The sequence below is a fragment of the Oceanisphaera litoralis genome (assembly GCF_016907015.1).
GTDB lineage: Bacteria > Pseudomonadota > Gammaproteobacteria > Enterobacterales > Aeromonadaceae > Oceanimonas > Oceanimonas litoralis.
In genome coordinates, this window is the sequence record NZ_JAFBBE010000003.1 from 124,203 (window position 1) to 141,321 (window position 17,119).

The 17,119-nt window shown below is 58.2% G+C and carries 20 protein-coding genes; 2 read left to right on the forward strand and 18 right to left on the reverse strand.

The window, feature by feature from the left end:
• Positions 1-33: 33 nt before the first annotated feature.
• Entirely contained in the window at positions 34-381 is a 348-nt protein-coding gene (locus HNR62_RS02705) for a YebG family protein (RefSeq protein WP_204794551.1), read from the reverse strand.
• A gap of 614 nt (positions 382-995) precedes the next feature.
• Here HNR62_RS02705 and HNR62_RS02710 point away from each other — a divergent pair.
• The gene (locus HNR62_RS02710; protein ID WP_204794552.1) at positions 996-2,174 is read left to right on the forward strand and encodes a Bcr/CflA family multidrug efflux MFS transporter; all 1,179 of its coding nucleotides are present in this window, start codon (positions 996-998) and stop codon (positions 2,172-2,174) included.
• A gap of 120 nt (positions 2,175-2,294) precedes the next feature.
• On the opposite strand, the gene HNR62_RS02715 is transcribed toward HNR62_RS02710, so the two are convergent.
• From HNR62_RS02715 to yceD, 15 genes are all read right to left on the reverse strand, one after another.
• On the reverse strand, positions 2,295-3,248 hold the full coding sequence (locus HNR62_RS02715) for an SPFH domain-containing protein (protein WP_204794553.1): 954 nt from the start codon (positions 3,246-3,248) through the stop codon (positions 2,295-2,297).
• 13 nt (positions 3,249-3,261) lie between these two features.
• Positions 3,262-3,675 (reverse strand): NfeD family protein, encoded by a 414-nt coding sequence (locus HNR62_RS02720; RefSeq protein ID WP_204794554.1) that lies wholly within the window; start codon positions 3,673-3,675, stop codon positions 3,262-3,264.
• Positions 3,676-3,980: 305 nt separating this feature from the next.
• Positions 3,981-4,769, reverse strand: coding sequence for a TatD family hydrolase (locus HNR62_RS02725; RefSeq protein WP_204794555.1), 789 nt, complete (start codon positions 4,767-4,769; stop codon positions 3,981-3,983).
• A gap of 67 nt (positions 4,770-4,836) precedes the next feature.
• Positions 4,837-5,847 (reverse strand): DNA polymerase III subunit delta', encoded by a 1,011-nt coding sequence (gene holB, locus HNR62_RS02730; RefSeq protein ID WP_204794556.1) that lies wholly within the window; start codon positions 5,845-5,847, stop codon positions 4,837-4,839.
• Positions 5,832-6,455 carry a dTMP kinase gene (gene tmk, locus HNR62_RS02735; protein WP_204794557.1) on the reverse strand — a complete coding sequence of 208 codons (624 nt, stop codon included), beginning with the start codon at positions 6,453-6,455 and terminating at the stop codon, positions 5,832-5,834. Before tmk ends, holB begins: the two co-directional genes overlap by 16 nt.
• A gap of 3 nt (positions 6,456-6,458) precedes the next feature.
• A complete protein-coding gene (mltG, locus tag HNR62_RS02740; RefSeq protein ID WP_204794558.1) occupies positions 6,459-7,469 on the reverse strand; it encodes an endolytic transglycosylase MltG in 1,011 nt (336 codons plus the stop codon).
• Positions 7,453-8,238 carry an aminodeoxychorismate lyase gene (pabC, locus tag HNR62_RS02745; RefSeq protein ID WP_239552541.1) on the reverse strand — a complete coding sequence of 262 codons (786 nt, stop codon included), beginning with the start codon at positions 8,236-8,238 and terminating at the stop codon, positions 7,453-7,455. The genes mltG and pabC overlap by 17 nt, the downstream gene beginning before the upstream one ends.
• Before the next feature lie 109 nt (positions 8,239-8,347).
• Positions 8,348-9,589, reverse strand: a complete 1,242-nt coding sequence (gene fabF / locus HNR62_RS02750) for a beta-ketoacyl-ACP synthase II (protein ID WP_204794559.1) — start codon at positions 9,587-9,589, stop codon at positions 8,348-8,350.
• 72 nt (positions 9,590-9,661) lie between these two features.
• A complete protein-coding gene (acpP, locus tag HNR62_RS02755; RefSeq protein WP_086963052.1) occupies positions 9,662-9,898 on the reverse strand; it encodes an acyl carrier protein in 237 nt (78 codons plus the stop codon).
• Between the two features lie 158 nt (positions 9,899-10,056).
• The gene (fabG, locus tag HNR62_RS02760) at positions 10,057-10,791 is read right to left on the reverse strand and encodes a 3-oxoacyl-ACP reductase FabG (protein ID WP_204794560.1); all 735 of its coding nucleotides are present in this window, start codon (positions 10,789-10,791) and stop codon (positions 10,057-10,059) included.
• Positions 10,792-10,992: 201 nt separating this feature from the next.
• Positions 10,993-11,928: an ACP S-malonyltransferase gene (gene fabD, locus HNR62_RS02765; RefSeq protein WP_204794561.1), complete on the reverse strand. Its 936-nt coding sequence runs from the start codon at positions 11,926-11,928 to the stop codon at positions 10,993-10,995.
• Between the two features lie 50 nt (positions 11,929-11,978).
• The gene (locus HNR62_RS02770; RefSeq protein WP_204794562.1) at positions 11,979-12,938 is read right to left on the reverse strand and encodes a beta-ketoacyl-ACP synthase III; all 960 of its coding nucleotides are present in this window, start codon (positions 12,936-12,938) and stop codon (positions 11,979-11,981) included.
• Positions 12,939-12,943: 5 nt separating this feature from the next.
• On the reverse strand, positions 12,944-13,963 hold the full coding sequence (plsX, locus tag HNR62_RS02775) for a phosphate acyltransferase PlsX (protein ID WP_204794563.1): 1,020 nt from the start codon (positions 13,961-13,963) through the stop codon (positions 12,944-12,946).
• A gap of 10 nt (positions 13,964-13,973) precedes the next feature.
• A complete protein-coding gene (gene rpmF, locus HNR62_RS02780) occupies positions 13,974-14,144 on the reverse strand; it encodes a 50S ribosomal protein L32 (RefSeq protein ID WP_204794564.1) in 171 nt (56 codons plus the stop codon).
• A gap of 21 nt (positions 14,145-14,165) precedes the next feature.
• On the reverse strand, positions 14,166-14,687 hold the full coding sequence (gene yceD / locus HNR62_RS02785; protein ID WP_204794565.1) for a 23S rRNA accumulation protein YceD: 522 nt from the start codon (positions 14,685-14,687) through the stop codon (positions 14,166-14,168).
• Positions 14,688-14,850: 163 nt separating this feature from the next.
• Between yceD and HNR62_RS02790 the strand changes: the two genes are divergently transcribed.
• Positions 14,851-15,429: a Maf family protein gene (locus HNR62_RS02790; protein WP_204794566.1), complete on the forward strand. Its 579-nt coding sequence runs from the start codon at positions 14,851-14,853 to the stop codon at positions 15,427-15,429.
• A gap of 84 nt (positions 15,430-15,513) precedes the next feature.
• On the opposite strand, the gene HNR62_RS02795 is transcribed toward HNR62_RS02790, so the two are convergent.
• Both HNR62_RS02795 and rluC read right to left on the reverse strand, forming a co-directional pair.
• Complete coding sequence (locus HNR62_RS02795; RefSeq protein WP_204794567.1) at positions 15,514-16,155, reverse strand: HAD family hydrolase; 642 nt, start codon at positions 16,153-16,155, stop codon at positions 15,514-15,516.
• Positions 16,152-17,102, reverse strand: a complete 951-nt coding sequence (gene rluC, locus HNR62_RS02800; protein ID WP_204794568.1) for a 23S rRNA pseudouridine(955/2504/2580) synthase RluC — start codon at positions 17,100-17,102, stop codon at positions 16,152-16,154. The genes HNR62_RS02795 and rluC overlap by 4 nt, the downstream gene beginning before the upstream one ends.
• Between the last annotated feature and the right edge of the window lie 17 nt (positions 17,103-17,119).

Here is a 17,119-nt window from a genome sequence, read left to right on the forward strand (position 1 = left end):
TAGGGGTTAGGGGTTAGATGTGAGGGGGTCTGCTCAGGCCACCGACTGAATATCCTCGCCCTTTTCGGTAGATTCGGCATTGTCGGTAGATTCGGCATTGTCGGTAGATTCGGCATTGTCGGACGGCTCCGCCCCCTGCTTGTCGGCCTTTTTTACCGGTTTCTTTTTAGGTCCGCTCAACTGATCCTGATGCTGAGCCAGGTACAGGGCCAAGGCTTCGCGATCGGTTTCATTCAGACTGACCGGGGCATCGGCCAGCAGATCATCGAGGTGCTCGGCCAGGTCGAGCAGCCTGTCGTAGGCATCTGCGTCTTTTTTATTGGTAAACGTCATTTTATCGATTCCGTTTCTTACCACCAGGTACTGTATCGTCACTGCCATAACTGACTCCTATTCTGTATGTATATACAGTAATGTTATGCCAGCCCGGTTGCAAGCCGTAATCGTGACCGCCCCCTGATCTAAGTAATCTTGCGTAACAAGTGTGGATGCAAGGGTTGGTTTGCCTTTATCGTCACCCTCGCGAAGGCGGGGGTCCAGTGTCTTTACAGGTGAACCGCAGTCTGAAAATTCTGCGCTACAGGCCCTGGATTCCCACCTTCGTGGGAATGACGACTGAACCACTCCTGTTATGCGGTATTACTTATGCACCCTGCTCTCAACCTGCTCTATACAACGACGCTATACGCGTTATGATGGCTGAATAGGGTCGTTTTAATGGGAATGGGCAACTTTTTGGGCCCGTGGCTGGCGAGCTGGCGTATTCTGGCCGATAGTTTAATCGAAGTGCGCCTTCTTTTGGTGCCTTCACACTAGCGCACGGCTCATCATATGAGCCATTCCCCTAGGCCAGGTACATGGATTTCGTACCTGGCTTTTTTTGCCTGTTATTTTTGGTCGCTTGGTACCGATAATAACCATCATTTTCTTATCTCATTCTTATCACAACAGCAGGCTGGGAGCCGGGTTGTTGCCTCGGAGGAACCCGCTACATTATGTCATCCAGTGCCACCTTACCGCTGATTATCCTGCTGGGCGCCGTCTCTGCCCTTACCCCATTGGCTATCGATATGTACCTGCCGGCCATGCCCGCCATCGCCGATGCCCTATCCAGTAACTCCCATCGCGTACAGGCCACCCTCGCCGCCTACACCGGCGGCTTTGCCCTCGGCCAGTTGCTGTTTGGTCCGCTTTCCGACGCACGCGGGCGTCGTCCTGTGCTGCTTGGCGGTATGCTGATCTTCATGCTGGCCGCCCTGCTCTGTGCCCTGGCCACCAACGTCGACAGCCTGACCTGGCTAAGAGCGGCCCAGGGGTTTGCCGGCGCCGCCTCTGCGGTGGTGGTCCAGGCGCTGGTGCGCGATTTGTTCGACCGGGAAGACTTTGCCCGCACCATGGCCTATATCACCCTGGTGATGACCCTGGCCCCCCTGATAGCCCCCATGCTAGGCGGTCATCTGGCACACTGGTTTGGCTGGCGTTCCATTTTCTGGGTGCTGGCCGGCGTGACCGCCCTGATAGCCCTGCTATGCAGTCTGCGGCTGCCGGAAACCCTGGCACCGGAACGCCGGCAGCCATTGCACCTGATGTCGATTCTGCGCAGCTACCTGCGTCTGCTTAGCACGCGTCAGGCGCTCGGCTTCATGCTCTGTGGTGCCTTTTCCTTTGCCGGCATGTTTGCCTTTCTTACCGGCGCCGCTTTTATCTATATCGAACTCTATGATATCCCTTCCCAGCATGTCGGCTATCTGTTCGGGCTCAATGTGCTGAGCCTGATGCTGTTCACCACCCTCAACGGCAAATGGGTACGCCGCCTGGGCTCACGGACCATGCTGCGGCTGGCGCTGGGGCTGCAACTACTGGCCGGCATCCTGATGCCAATCGGGCCCTTGCTGGGCTGGGGACTCTGGTCGGTGGTGGTGCCCATCATGCTCTATGTCGGCGTCATTTCCACCATCGGCAGCAACACCATGGCCAGCCTGCTCGCCAGCCTGCCCAATCTGGCGGGCACCGCCTCGTCACTGGCCGGCACCCTGCGCTTTGGCATCGCCGCCCTGATCGGCGCCCTGGTTGCCGCCCTGCCGGACAGTTCCCCCCTGTATATGCTGCTGACCATGAGCGGCTGTGCCCTGCTCTCGATGCTGGCCTATCGACTGCTGTGCGAACGGGAGTGATGCCTGCTCCATTTAAACTGCGTCACCATCATGATTATGTTTAATGGTGGCAGAAATAAAACGGGAAGCCTGCGCTTCCCGTTCACTCCGGTTTATTCACCCAGGTTCATTAATCCTGGTTTATTTTGACGGCCCCTTGAGCAGGGCTTCGATGCTGCCGACCGCGCCCAATACGCTGCTGGCTTCATAAGGCAGGAAGATGCGATCTCCTTCCTTGCCGATGTCCGGCAGCGTCTTCAGGTATTCCAGCCCCAGCAGATAACCGACCACCAGTTGCGGATCCAGTTTCTCGTTACCGGCGGCCAGCACCTGATCGATGGCCTGACGCTGACCGTCGGCCATCAGGATCGCGGCCTCTTTCTTCCCCTCGGCCACCAGAATGCTGGATCGCTTCTCGCCTTCTGCCTTGGCGATAGCCGCTTCCCGTTCGCCACTGGCGCGCAATACCAGCGCCCGGCGTTCCCGCTCGGCCGCCATCTGCTTGCGCATGGCGTCTTCGACTTCGGTCGGAATGAGAATGTCCTGTATCTCCACCCGGGTGACCTTGACGCCCCACTTGTTGCCCGCCTCGTCCATCACCAGCTGCAACTTGTCGTTGATTTCCTGACGCGACTCGAACAGTTTATCGAGCTCCATCTTGCCCATTTCCGAACGCAAGGAGGTCTTGGCCAGTATTTCGATGGCCTGAATCAGGTTCTCGGTCTGATAGACGGCCCGCTCCGGATCGATGACCTGAAAATACAGGGCGCCGTTCACGGTGACGCTGACGTTGTCGGCGGTGATCACCGACTGACCGGGAAAGTCGAGCACCGTCTCGCGCCGGTCGATGCGGGTTTCTTCCTGCACGACCGCGACGCTTTCCCCGCCGATGGCCTGATAGCGCCGCACCTTGATAGAACGGGGCTTGTCCACCAGAGGAATAATCCAGTTTACCCCCGGACTCAGGGTTTTCTGATAACTGCCGAGGCGCTCGATCACCACGGCTTCCGACTGCTGTATGATCATCAGGCCCTTGATGATCAGCACCAGGATCAATACGGTAAACACCAGCGCAATTATTAACATCGCATCCATTTACGTTCCCTCTTTAGTCTATGATGGCGGTAATGCCATCGAAGCGGCGGACCTGAACCCGAGCACCCACCGTTAACGAGGCGTCCGAGGCACTGCGAACCGGAAACAAATCCCCCTCCAGCTTGAGGCGCAACTCGCCGGACGCCAGCTGCACTATCTCCCCCTGTTGCCGACGACTTTCACCGGCCAGAAAACTGGTTCGCTGCGACGGTGCGAAGCGCCGAAACAACCACTTGAGCAGCGGCGCCAACAGCGCCGCCGCCAGGGCAAAGGTAAACCACTGCCAGGTAACCCCGACATCCAGCCAGGCGACCACCATGGCAGCCAGTGCCGCCAAACCGAAGGCAAAGGCGAAAAAACCGGTGCCCAGTAATTCCAGTAGCAACAACAACAAGGCGGCAATCAACCACCAATGCCAGGCAAGCAAGGCATCACCTCCCGAATAAGACACAATTGAAACTAGAGTTACTATAGAGGACAGGCAGATAGAAAGGAAACGGATAAAAGATGTGAAGGGTGAGGAGTGAAGGGTGAGGGGTGAAAAACAGCACCGAGCTCAACAAAATCCGTCATCCTGACGAACGTCAGGATCTTGTTTCGGTTTGGCCGCTATTTACAAAGAGATACCGGGGCAAGCCCGGTATGACGATTATTGGCCTTGGGTGTTTATTTTGGCCTGGCGCCTGGAGCTCGGCGCTTACCTTCTCACCCCTCACTCCTCTCCCCTTACGTTCAACTGCCGACCGGTTTGGCCAGCTTGAACAGCTCGAAGAAATTGGCAGTGGTCTGTCTGGCGACCTCTTCCACCGACACGCCTTTCAGTTCGGCGATAAATTCCGCCACGGTACGGGTATAGGCGGGTTCGTTTTCTTCACCGCGAAACGGCACCGGGGCCAGCCAGGGCGAGTCGGTTTCCACCAGCAGTCGCTCCAGCGGCAGCGCCTTGACCACCTCACGCAATGCCTCGGCGCTGCGGAAGGTGACGATACCGGAAATAGAGATATAAAAGCCCAGCTCGATGGCGGCTTCGGCCATCTCCAGCGATTCGGTAAAGCAATGCAGCACGCCGCCCACCTTGTCGGCCCCGCCCCGGCGCAGAATATCCAGGGTATCTTCTTGAGCACTGCGGGTATGAATGACCAAGGGCTTGTTCAATTCCACGGCGATGGCCACATGCTGTTCGAACGAACGGCGCTGCAACTCGGCGGACTCCGGCGCATAGAAATAATCGAGGCCGGTCTCGCCGATGGCGACGACCCTGGGATGCGCCGCCAGCTGCAGCAACAGCTCGGGATCATTGGGCTCATCGTCATGATGCAGGGGATGCACGCCACAGGAGGCAAACACCTGGGGAAAAGGCGTTATCGCCTCCAGCATGCCGGGAAAGGATGACAGCCCGACGCTGATGCACAGCATGTGATCCACGCCGCGGTTGGCGGCCTTGCGCACGGCCTCGGCCATGTCGCGGTGTTTTTTTCCGTATTCGAGCTTGTCCAGATGGCAATGGGAGTCAACCAGCAAAACCGTCTCCTTTAAATAGATGGTGAGGGGAAAGATATGTGAGGGGTGAGGGGTGAGGCCTTTCCCCTCACTTTATATTAATCAGCCAGTCGTTGAGCCACTGGCCCAGTTGCAGAGCGGCATTCACCGGCCTGCCGGCACCGGGCTGCAGGGTCCGGCGCAATTGCAGCAACGCAGCCAGCGCCTGCCCGAGCCGCTCGGGACCACGCCGGCTCAAGGCTCGGCACAGGGTCTCGCTGTCGGCCAGGCGCAATCCGGTCGGGGATAATCCCAGCGCCAGTTGTAGCGCATCCTGCAGCAACAGCTGCAGCCAGAGCAGGTGCACCGGTTGCTCCAGCAGGCCACTCTGCACCGAGGCCAGGGTCTGGGGTTGTTGGGCCAGCTGGCCAAACTGCTGCAACAGTTCCCGGCGGCGCTGGTCGGTACCGGCGGCCAGATAATCCCGGGTAACAAGCGGTGAGCCCTGATTGACATTCAGGGCCGCCAGACTGGGCTCCAGCCCCTGCTCGGCCAGCCAGCGTAACACCAGGCCGGATTCGGGTACCGGTAACAGCCACTGCTGGCAGCGACTGCGAATGGTCGGCGGCAACCGTTCGGGATGTGCGCTGGTCAGCAAGAGCGTTGCCTCCCCCGCCGGCTCTTCCAGGGTTTTCAGCAAGGCATTGGCGGCGGCGTCGGTCATTTTGTCCGCCTGCTCGATCACCGCCACCTTGCCGTGGCCCAGACGAGCACTTTCACTCAGCACCTGGGTCAGCTGACGGATGGCATCCACCCCTATGCTGCGCTGTTGCCCGTCGATAAGATGTAAATCCGAATGATGGCCGGCTTTGATTAGCTGACAGGAGTGGCAGTGTCCGCAGGGGGCACCCTTTTCGTTATCTGTCGCATTATCTGTTACATGGTTTGTCACATGGTCTGTCAAATTTGTATGTTGGCATAACAAGGCGCGTGCCAATACTGCCGCCAATTCACGCTTGCCGATGCCCTCCACCCCTTTCAGCAGTAGCGCATGGCCCAGCTGTTTATCGCCTATCAGTGCCGTCAGTTGCCGTTCGGATTCTCTTAGCCAGGGATACACAGACGGCGCTCCAGACAGGCCAATACCGCGGCTTTTACCTCGGTTTCATTCCGGCCGGCATCAATCAGCTCACAGTCGGGGTTATCCTGTGCCAGCTCCAGGTAACGGGCCCGGGTACGTTCAAAAAAGCCCAGCTGTTCCTGCTCGATGCGATCCAGCTCGCCCCTCACCCGCGCCCGCTCCAGTCCCCGGGCCGGATCTATGTCCAGATACAGGATCAGATCGGGTGCAAAGTCGCCCAATACCGCCTGCTTTATCTGGGTGATCAGCCGGGCATCGATGCCCCGACCACCGCCCTGATAGGCCTGAGAAGACCAGTCGTGCCGGTCCCCTACCACCCAGGTGCCAGCCGCCAATGCCGGCTGAATGCGGTTTTTTACCAGCTGTACCCGGGCCGCATACATCAGCAACAACTCGGCCTCCATGGTCAGCGGCTCTTCGTGCACCTCTTTCACCAGGGTACGCATTTTTTCGGCCAATGGCGTGCCGCCCGGCTCGCGGGTACTCATCACCGACAGTCCACGGGCTTCTAGCCAGGCTGCCACATGGCGCTGCACCGTACTTTTTCCGGCGCCTTCGAGTCCTTCAATCACGATAAACTGACTCATGTATTACCTTTTCAGAATATAACGACGAACGGCGTTATTGTGTTCGCGCAGCGTCTTGGAAAAATAATGACGGCCCTCGCCCATGGCCACGAAATAATAGAATTTGCTGTCCACCGGCTGCAGGGTCGCCAGGACGGCCTCCTTGCTCGGCATGGCAATGGGCGTGGGCGGCAGGCCGTCGATCATGTAGGTGTTATAAGGGGTATGGGTCTGCAGATCACGCTTGCGAATATTGCCGTCATAGTCCTCCCCCATGCCATAGATGACGGTAGGATCGGTCTGCAGCCGCATACCCCGGCGCAGGCGATTGATAAAGACGGAGGCAATCAGCGGCCGCTCTTCCGCGATACCGGTTTCCTTTTCGATAATGGAAGCGAGGATCAGCGCCTCGTAGGGCGTTTCGATGGGCAGGCCGGGTTTCCGCGATGCCCAGGCGTCTGCCAGAAAGCGTTCCATCTCGTCATGGGCACGGCTTAGAATGGAAATATCGGTATCACCCGGGGTGTAGCTGTAGGTTTCGGGCAAGAACAGACCCTCCAGCTTGCTCTGCTCCGCCCCCAGTTGTTCAGCGAGTTCACCTTCGTCGACATCGGCCAGTTTTACGTCCAGATACTCGGCTCCCGCCAGGCGCTGCAGCCAGTCGCTCAGGCGCAGCCCTTCCACCAGGGTGACCTGTAACCGGTACACATCGCCGTTGACGATGGTCATCAGCGCATCGCGCAGTCGGGTGCCCGGCTCGAATTTATAGGTACCCTGGCGTACCGCCGCCAGCTCGGGATGAAAGCGCAACCACAGCTTACGATGCAAGGCGGGCACCGGTTCGACGCTCAGGCGATTGATCAAATGGAACGTGGTTTCCCCCCGTGCCACTACAAACAGCGGCTTGTCTGCCACCGTCGCCACTGTCTTCTGCTCCAGTTGTTGCCATTGCTGATAGCCATATGCGATCACCCCGCCCAGCGCCAGTATCGCCAGCAGCAATACGTGCTTCAGCCATTTACTCAGTCTCTTCATAAGCCTGCTGTAATTCTCTCGTCATCATGAAATCGGAGTTAACAACGCGTTCGCCAATCGCCGTGACCGGCACCACGCCCATCAGGGCATTGGTCAGCCAGACTTCGTCGGCCGCCAGCAGCCGGGACAAGCCGGCATGGGTCGCCGTCAGTCGTTCACCCAGGTGATCAACACACCAGGCGCGCAAGGTACCGCAAACACCGCCCGTCGACAAATCCGGCGTATAAATCCGCTCACCCTGGCGCCAGAACAGATTGGCGGTCACCGCCTCCATCACCCAACCCTCGGCATCGAGCACCACCGCCTCCGGCCAGCCGTTCTGCTCCAGCTCGGCCTTGAGCATCACCTGTTCCAGCCGATTCACGGTTTTCAGGCCCGCCAGCAAGGGACTTTGCCCCAGACGGCCGGCACAGACACCGATGGCGATACCCTGCTGCCGCCATTGATAATAATGCGCGGGAAAAGGCGAGCTGTTCAACACCACAATCGTCTCGCCGCAACCGGCGATACCGTAGCCACGGGCACCGGGGCCACGAGCCAGGGTGATGCGCAACACCTGATCACCGCCGTTCAACGCCGCCAGTGCCGTCGCATGAAGCGCATTCCAGTCCGGCATCGGCATCCGTAGCCGGGTACAGGCATCCATTAATCGGGCCTGATGGTAGGGCCAGTGGCGTAATTTACCTGCCCTGGCGTGCAGGGTACTGAAGTGGGCATCGCCCAGCTGCCAGGCACGGCTCAGAGCCTGCAGCGGATCCCGGTTTGCCATCGTATTTACCATGGCATTGACAAGCGTGGCGTCTGTGAAAATAGTCTGCATGATCACCCAATAAAAAAGCCCGGCGCTAAGGCCGGGCTCGGGATTGGCCAAAAGGCCATTATATGCGTTTGAAAATCAATGAGCCATTGGTGCCGCCAAAACCGAAGGAATTGGACAGGGCATACTCGAATTGACCTTTCCTGGCCTGGTGTGGCACCAGATCCAGATCGCATTCATCATCCGGGTTATCCAGATTGATGGTGGGGGGCGCAATCTGATCGCGCAACGCCAGCACGCTGAAAATGGCTTCCACCGCCCCGGCGGCACCCAGCAGATGACCGGTCATCGATTTGGTGGAGCTGATCATCAGCTGATGGGCATGGTCGCCAAAGACCATTTTCATGCCACGCAGCTCGGCGACATCACCCAGTGGGGTGGAAGTACCGTGCGCGTTGACATAACCGATAAGGGCGGGATCTATGTCCGCATCCTTGATGGCATTGGCCATCGCCTTGGCAGCACCGCTGCCGTCGGCGGGCGGTGCCGTCATGTGGTGGGCGTCGCCACTCATGCCGAAACCAACCAGCTCGGCATAGATGGTGGCGCCACGCGCCTTGGCGTGCTCATACTCTTCCAGCATCATGACACCGGCGCCATCACCCAGCACAAAACCATCACGCTCTTTGTCCCAGGGGCGACTCGCCTTTTGCGGCTCGTCATTGCGGGTAGAAAGCGCCCGGGCGGCGGCAAAGCCACCCATGCCCATGGTGGTGGAGGCTTTTTCGGTGCCGCCCGCCAGCATGGCGTCGGCGTCACCGTAGGCAATCATGCGTGCAGCCAGACCTATGCTGTGCGTACCAGTGGTACAAGCGGTGGTTGCCGCAATATTGGGGCCACGCAGGCCTTTCAGGATCGACAAATGACCGGACACCATGTTGATGATGGTGGACGGTACAAAAAACGGACTGAGCTTGCGAGGGCCACTGGCTATCAGGTTGGTATGGTTCTGTTCGATCAGACCCAGACCACCGATTCCGGAGCCAATGGATACACCAACGCGATCGGCGTTATCTTCGGTGATATCAAGACCGGAATCGGCCATGGCCTGCAAGCCGGCCGCCACCCCGTACTGGATGAACAAGTCCATCTTGCGGGCTTCTTTCTTGGCGATACCATGAGCTTCGGGATCGAAGTCCTTGACCAGGCCTGCGAATTTGGTGCTGTAATCGGTAGTATCAAAGTGCTCAATGTTACTGATGCCGCTTTGGCCTGCCAACAGGGCCTGCCAGCTGGCATCGACCGAGTTACCGACAGGAGAGAGCATACCGAGGCCAGTCACCACGACTCTGCGTTTGGACACAGGAGCGTCTCCGAATGGGGGTTAAAACGGGGAAAGAACCGAAGTGGCGATGGCCACTTCGGTACAGGTTTATTATTCCTGATTAGCGTTGATGTAATCAACTGCCGCTTTAACGGTAGTGATTTTTTCAGCTTCTTCGTCAGGAATTTCGGTGTCGAATTCTTCTTCCAGAGCCATTACCAGCTCAACGGTATCCAGGGAATCGGCGCCCAGATCATCAACGAAAGAGGCTTCAGATTTAACTTCTTCTTCTTTAACACCCAGTTGCTCGATGATGATTTTCTTTACGCGTTCTTCGATGTTGCTCATGACCAGTATTATCCTTTAGAAATACGCAAGTGCGTGTCGTTGCGGTAGTGTATTAAATTAACCGTAGTTTGCAAGACTATTTGAGTCTGGTCAAACCAGAAAAACTGCTTAATATGTCGCAATTTCCGCCAAACAGCCGCTAACTGCGGAGATTTTCATCACACCATGTACATGCCGCCATTTACGTGCAGCGTTTCACCTGTGATATAACCGGCCTCATCCGAAGCCAAAAAGGCCACGGCCGAGGCAATTTCTTTCGGGTCGCCCAACCGTTGTGTCGGAACTTGTGACAAGATAGCGGCCCTTTGCTCTTCATTCAATGTGCGCGTCATGTCGGTTTCGATAAAACCGGGCGCCACCACATTGACCGTAATGCCACGAGAGGCCACTTCACGGCCCAGTGACTTGCTGAAGCCGATGAGTCCGGCCTTGGCGGCCGCATAGTTGGCCTGACCGGCGTTACCCATGGTGCCCACGACGGAACCGATGGTAACGATACGACCATGGCGTTTCTTCATCATGGCGCGCAGCACCGCCTTGGACAAACGGAACACCGAGGTCAGGTTGGTATCGATTATATCCTGCCACTCGTCGTCTTTCATGCGCATCATCAGATTATCGCGGGTGATGCCGGCGTTGTTGACCAGTACATCGATATCGCCATAACGCTGTTTGATGGTCTCCAACAGCTGATTCAGAGACTCGACACTGGTCACGTTCAGCACCAGACCGGCACCGTTTTCGCCCAGATAGGCACTGATCGCCTCGGCACCCTTCTCGCTGGTGGCGGTACCAACAACGGTCGCCCCACGGCTGGCGAACAGCTCGGCGGTTGCCCGACCGATACCCCGGCTTGCGCCGGTGACCAGTACCACTTTACCGGAAAAACTCATAGTGACTCCTTCGATTGTGCAAAGGGCTGGCAGAGTGCAGCACGCCGACACGCCATAAACCCATCCCTGGGGGCTCGGACATGCCATCTGACCGCCACGGATGGCGGAAATGCCAACATTGCAGGAGCTTTTGTTGGCGCTGGCATGTCACGGTCGGCTTAGCTGTCACTCTGTCATCCCTTATCAATTCTGCGTTGTATATTAAGCCTGTACGGCCGCCAGTGCCTGCTGCAGGCCGGCGTCGTCGTTGACCGCCAGACCTTCAACCCGCTTGTCGATACGCTTGGCCAGACCGGACAACACCTTGCCCGGGCCCACTTCCAGCGCCAGGGTCACGCCCTGTGCTACCATGGTTTCCACGGTTTCGGTCCAGCGTACCGGGCTGTACAGCTGACGCACCAGGGCGTCCTTGATGGCGGCCGCCGAGGTTTCCATCTTGACGTCCACGTTGTTGATCACCGGAACCGTCGGCTCATTGAACGTCATGCCGGCCAGGGTCTGCTCCAGCTGCTCGGCAGCAGTTCGCATCAAGGCACAGTGAGAAGGCACACTGACCGGCAGCGGCAAGGCGCGTTTGGCGCCGCTTTCTTTCATCAGCACATTGGCCCGCTCTACTGCGGCCTTGTTACCGGCGATCACGACCTGGCCGGGTGAATTGAAGTTCACCGCCGACACCACTTCGCCCTCTTCCGCCCTGGCGCAATTGGCAATAATGGTGTCGTTGTCCAGACCTATGATGGCAGACATGGCACCGGTGCCTTCGGGCACGGCTTCCTGCATCAGGCGGCCACGCAATTCGACCAGCTTGACGCCGTCGGTCAGGCTCAGCACGCCGGCACAAACCAGCGCCGAGTACTCGCCCAGGCTGTGTCCGGCCATGACGGCAGGCAGGGCACCGCCCTGCTGCTGCCACAGACGCCACAGGGCCACCGAGGCGGTCAGCAAGGCAGGCTGGGTCCGCCAGGTCTTGTTCAGCTCTTCAGCCGGGCCATTCAGCACCAGCTCGGCCACATCGTAACCCAGGGCATCGGATGCCTCGGAAAAGGTCTGTTGCACGATATCATGCTCGGCCAGCACGCCGGCAAGCATGCCCACCGCCTGAGATCCCTGTCCGGGAAAGGTAATGGCAAATGTCATTGTCTGTCCTTGTTTAAAAACGTATCTGTATTCAGAAACGAAGCTGTCTTTTAGAAACGGACCAAGGCCGAACCCCAGGCGAAACCGCCGCCGAAGGCTTCCAGCAGCACCAGATGGCCCCGCTGAATACGGCCATCCCGTACGCCCTCATCGAGGGCGATGGGCACACTGGCCGCAGAGGTATTACCGTGCTTGTCCAGGGTGAGGATCACCCGCTCCAGCGGCATATTCAGCTTGCGCGCGGTGGCATTGATAATACGATAATTTGCCTGATGCGGTACCAGCCAGTCCAGCTCGGACTTGTCGATGCCGTTGGCTGCCAGCGTCTGAGTCACGATTTCACTCAGGCGCGAGACCGCGACCCTGAATACTTCGTTACCCTTCATGCTCATGTAGGCATCCATTTCGCTGCCGCTCACGCCGCGCTTGCGCTGAGGCAGTTTGAGCAGCTCACCATAGCGGCCGTCCGCATGCAGATGCGTGGACAGAATGCCCGGCTCTTCGCTCGCGCCCAGCACCACGGCACCGGCACCATCACCGAAAAGGATAATGGTGGAGCGGTCGCCCGGCTCGCACATGCGCGACAGGGCATCGGCACCGATCACCAGTACATGGCGAGCCTGGCCGTTGCGGATAAACTGGTCGGCCACACTCAGCGCGTAGCTGAACCCGGCGCAGGCGGCGGCGATATCGAACGCCGGTATGCCCGGCACCTCCAGCAGGGCCTGTACTTCGCAGGCGGCGGCCGGAAAGGCGTTATCGCCGCTGGTGGTGGCCAGCACTATCATGTCCAGCTGCTGCGCTTCAATGCCGGCGGCGTCCAGTGCGCGCAAGGCGGCACCATACGACATGGTGGCGACGGTTTCTTCCGCCCCGGCGATGCGACGTTCCCGGATCCCGGTCCGTTCGACAATCCAGTCATTGCTGGTTTCTACCATTTGTTCCAGGTCGGCATTGGTACGTACCGCTTCAGGCAGGTAGCTGCCAGTTCCCAATATTCTACTGTTCATAGGCGTTATCTTGCGTGACTGTCCCGTGGGGCAGTATCAAAACGATGCGCGATGCTCGCGGGCAGGTCATGTTCAACTTCGGAAACGGCCTGCAAGATCGCATTTAAGAAGGCAGGTGAGCCGGCACTCCCGTGGCTCTTGACCACACTGGCGCGCAATCCTATCAGACTTGCGCCGTTATACTGGTCGGGGTTCAGATGGGAAAGGCGCTTTTTTAACCAAAGAGTCAGTATTTTGCTTAAAAAACCGCGCTTTTTTTGCTGATCGAGCAACAGCCGCGCTACCCCTTCGCTGGTTTTCAAGGCCACATTGCCGACAAAACCATCACATACGATAACATCGACGCGACCGGAAAACAGCTCGTCCCCTTCCACATAACCGCTATAGTGCACGCCGTCAGTCTGTTGCAACTGCTGCAAACGCTGCGCCGCCTCGCGAACCGACTCATGGCCCTTGTTGGCTTCAACGCCGACGTTCAGCAGGCCGATGCGGGGATGGCTGATCCCCAGAAGATGTCGTGCCGCCTGCTCCCCCATGAGGGCAAACTGCACCAGCTGTCCGGCTCCGCAACAGAGGTTGGCCCCCACATCCAGCAACAACGCATAGCCACCGCCGGCTTGTGGCATCCGGGTGATCAGGGCGGGCCTGTCCACTCCGGGCAAGGTATTGAGCGTTTTCATCGCCATGGCCATCAGGGCACCGGTATTACCGGCGCTGACGCAGGCGTGCGCCCGCCTTGAAGCCAGGGCATCAAGCGCGTTGCGCATGGATGAATCGGTTAGACGACGCAGGGCGTAAGCGGCTTTATGGTCGTTTTCTACCTGCTGGCTGCAAAACCGCACTTCCACCCGGGGGTGAGTGTCCAGTTGAAAGCGGCCTAACCAGGGAGAAAGCTCGGCCTCAAGGCCAAACAAAGCCAGATTGAGATCAGGCAGAAGCGACAGTGCCTGCGCGGCGGCAGGCACTGTAACAGAAGGGCCATGATCGCCCCCCATCATATCTAACGCAACGGTCAGCTGCGGCAAAAGGCAAGCCTTACTTGGCGATAACCTTTTTACCACGGTAGAAACCGTCGGCAGTCACATGGTGACGGCGATGCAGTTCACCGGTGGTTTTATCCACAGACAGTGAAGCAGTGCTCAGAGCATCGTGTGAGCGACGCTGACCACGACGAGAACGAGATACTTTACTTTTTTGTACGGCCATTTGACCTCACTCCTAAATCAGTTACTTACGTTTTAATTCTTCCAGAACCGCGAAAGGATTCGGACGCTCTTCGGCGGTGGGGATATCACCAAAACTCTGATCAAATTTACCCTCGGAACACTGCTCATTTTCATGAGTCGGTATCTGCGGCAAACTGAGGATAAGTTCATCCTCGATGATTTCAGCCAGATTGATTTCGCCAACTTCATCCACTTCAACAGCGTCGTAGTCTTCCGGCAACTCCGGCGCCTCTGCGTTTTCACGTAGCGGCGTGTATGTAAATTCGGATTCTATAGTGGTATCAAACAGCTCATTGCATCTTTGGCACTGGAGCGACACCTGAGTTCGGGCCTGGCCCGACATCACGCGCAGCCCCTGGGCATCTGTACCAAATCTCAGAGACACGTCGATATCACCATGGATACCTTGGGTTGAATCCTGCAGTCTGGGCATCAGAACCGCGCCAAACACGCCTTGATATTCAAGACGACTTTGTGCGCAGCGAGCGGGATCAACCTTAATGGGCAACTTTACCTTTTCCATAAGGCGCGCATATTATAGCGACAGGCCTTCGGAGTCAAAGAGAAAAGCAGGCTGGCCGCGAATAACCGGCAAGCATTCGAGTCCTGCTCGTGACGCCACCGGCCACGACGACTACAATGGCAGACCTCTTATTTCCATTGCTTCACACAGACTCGGGTGCCCAATGGCCAGAATCATACTCGCCTCCTCTTCCCCCTACCGCCAGCAGCTATTGCACAAGCTCGGGCTGGACTTTCAAAGCTGCAGCCCGGACATAGACGAAAGGCCCCGCCCCGGCGAACCGGCCATCGCCCTGGTGCAGCGGCTGGCCGAGCAAAAGGCCCGTGCCGTGGCTGGCCGGTATCCTCAGGGGCTCATCATCGGTTCGGATCAGGTGTGTGTCAATCGGGGGCAGATTCTGGGCAAACCCGGCACCCGGGCCCGGGCGAAGGCACAGCTGCTGGCCGCCAGTGGGCAACGCATCACCTTTTATACCGGTCTGGCGGTACTCGATGCCGCCAGCGATCGACTGCATTCGATGGTAGAGCCGTTCTCGGTGGTATTCCGCCCCTTGAGCGAGGCGCAGCTTGACCGTTACCTGGACCGGGAGCCCGCCCTGGACTGTGCCGGCGCCTTCAAGTGCGAAGGACTCGGTATCAGCCTGTTCGAGCGCATGGAGGGGCGGGATCCCAACAGCCTGGTGGGACTGCCGCTGATCGCGCTGGTAGAGCTGCTGGGTCGTTTTGGGGTGGAAGTACCATAAAGATGTGAGGTGTGAGGTGCAAAACATCATATTTGCAGGCCGGTTTTACTCCTCACGTTTTACGCCTCACTCCTTACTGAATATTTAAAGCCAGCGAGGCAGCTGGCGAATATCATCGATTAGGGCTAACGGGGTATGTTGGCATAATATTTCACTGCCATGCACACCATAGGTCACGCCGATCCTGTCCATGCCAATGGCTTCGGCCATCGCCAGATCGTAGCTCGAATCCCCCACCATCACCGCCTCGGCCGGGTTGAGCTTCAGCTCGTCCAGAATTTGCTCCAGCATCAGCGGATGGGGTTTGGACTGGGCCTGATCCGCCCCGCGCAGGGCGTGAAAATACCCTCCCAGTTCGGTTTCTGCCAGCACCCGGTCCAGCCCTACCCGCTGTTTGCCGGTGGCGACCGCCAGGCGGTAGCCATTGCCATGCAGCCCCTTGATGGTATCGGCCGCGCCGACAAACAAGGGCGACGGCGTCTCGTTCAGCTCGAGATAATGACGACGGTACGCCGCAAACATGGCCTCCTCGTCTGCTGTTTTCAGCGGGCCGAACAACAACGGAAAGGCCTTGTGCAGGCTGAGCCCGATAATATCGCGCACCGCCGCCGCCGTGGGGATCGCCAGGGCACAATCCCGGGCCGCCGCCTGCATGCTGGACACGATACGTGCCACCGAGTCCATCAGGGTGCCGTCCCAGTCGAAGATAACCAATTGATACTTCATGACTGTGCCATCCGGGTCAGCAGCTTTTTCAATGCCGGCTCCAGGGGGGCTTCCAGCACCATGCTCTCTTCTCGTGCCGGATGGAAAAAACGTATCCGGCAGGCGTGCAGAAACAGCCGTTTCAGCCCCATGCCGTTCATTTTTTCGTCGAACAGCTGATCGCCGTACTTGTTGTCACCGGCAATGGGATGACCCGCATGCAGGGTATGCACACGGATCTGATGAGTGCGCCCGGTAACCGGGCTGCATTCCACCAGGGTGGCGCCGCTAAACTTCTGGATGATGCGAAAGCGGGTTTCCGACGGCTTGCCTTCTTTATCTACCCGTACCACCCGCTCACCCGACGCCAGCTCGTTCTTCTTCAAGGGCGCCTTCACCACCTTCTGGTGCGGCTGCCACTGGCCTCGCACCAGTGCCAGGTAGTGCTTGTCCATGGTTTTTTCACGCAGCTGCTCGTGCAGGCTGCGCAACATGCTGCGCTTCTTGGCCACCAGAAGAATGCCGGAGGTATCCCGATCCAGCCGATGCACCAGCTCCAGAAAGCGCGCCTCGGGCCGCAGTGCCCGCAGGCCTTCAATCACGCCGAAACTCAGGCCGCTGCCGCCATGTACCGCTATGCCCGAGGGCTTGTTCAGTACGATCAAGGCATCGTCTTCATAGATGATGGCCGTGTCGAGCGACTGCACCTGGTTCAGCTTGGCCGATGGCAGCGTATTGTCGCGTTCTGCCACTCGCACCGGCGGCACCCGTATCACGTCACCGGCCAGCAGTTTGTATTCCGGTTTGATGCGCTTTTTGTTAACCCTTACCTCGCCTTTGCGCAAAATTCGATAAATCAGGCTTTTGGGAACGCCTTTAAGCTGAGTCCGTAAATAATTGTCTATGCGCTGCCCTTCATGCTCAGCCTCTATGGTGAGCAGCCGCACGCTGTGTTGTTCTTGTTTCATGGCCGCCATTCTAACAC

Excerpts from the sequence above, each read along its gene's own strand:
- fabD (WP_204794561.1), bottom strand. The coding sequence starts at position 11,928 with ATGACATTTGCCATTACCTTTCCCGGACAGGGATCTCAGGCGGTGGGC.
- yceD (WP_204794565.1), bottom strand. The coding sequence starts at position 14,687 with ATGGAAAAGGTAAAGTTGCCCATTAAGGTTGATCCCGCTCGCTGCGCA.
- HNR62_RS02795 (WP_204794567.1), bottom strand. The coding sequence starts at position 16,155 with ATGAAGTATCAATTGGTTATCTTCGACTGGGACGGCACCCTGATGGAC.
- rpmF (WP_204794564.1), bottom strand. The coding sequence starts at position 14,144 with ATGGCCGTACAAAAAAGTAAAGTATCTCGTTCTCGTCGTGGTCAGCGT.
- tmk (WP_204794557.1), bottom strand. The coding sequence starts at position 6,455 with ATGAGTCAGTTTATCGTGATTGAAGGACTCGAAGGCGCCGGAAAAAGT.
- mltG (WP_204794558.1), bottom strand. The coding sequence starts at position 7,469 with ATGAAGAGACTGAGTAAATGGCTGAAGCACGTATTGCTGCTGGCGATA.
- HNR62_RS02715 (WP_204794553.1), bottom strand. The coding sequence starts at position 3,248 with ATGGATGCGATGTTAATAATTGCGCTGGTGTTTACCGTATTGATCCTG.
- pabC (WP_239552541.1), bottom strand. The coding sequence starts at position 8,238 with ATGGCAAACCGGGATCCGCTGCAGGCTCTGAGCCGTGCCTGGCAGCTG.
- HNR62_RS02710 (WP_204794552.1), top strand. The coding sequence starts at position 996 with ATGTCATCCAGTGCCACCTTACCGCTGATTATCCTGCTGGGCGCCGTC.
- fabG (WP_204794560.1), bottom strand. The coding sequence starts at position 10,791 with ATGAGTTTTTCCGGTAAAGTGGTACTGGTCACCGGCGCAAGCCGGGGT.
- rluC (WP_204794568.1), bottom strand. The coding sequence starts at position 17,102 with ATGAAACAAGAACAACACAGCGTGCGGCTGCTCACCATAGAGGCTGAG.
- acpP (WP_086963052.1), bottom strand. The coding sequence starts at position 9,898 with ATGAGCAACATCGAAGAACGCGTAAAGAAAATCATCATCGAGCAACTG.
- HNR62_RS02790 (WP_204794566.1), top strand. The coding sequence starts at position 14,851 with ATGGCCAGAATCATACTCGCCTCCTCTTCCCCCTACCGCCAGCAGCTA.
- HNR62_RS02770 (WP_204794562.1), bottom strand. The coding sequence starts at position 12,938 with ATGAACAGTAGAATATTGGGAACTGGCAGCTACCTGCCTGAAGCGGTA.
- HNR62_RS02705 (WP_204794551.1), bottom strand. The coding sequence starts at position 381 with ATGGCAGTGACGATACAGTACCTGGTGGTAAGAAACGGAATCGATAAA.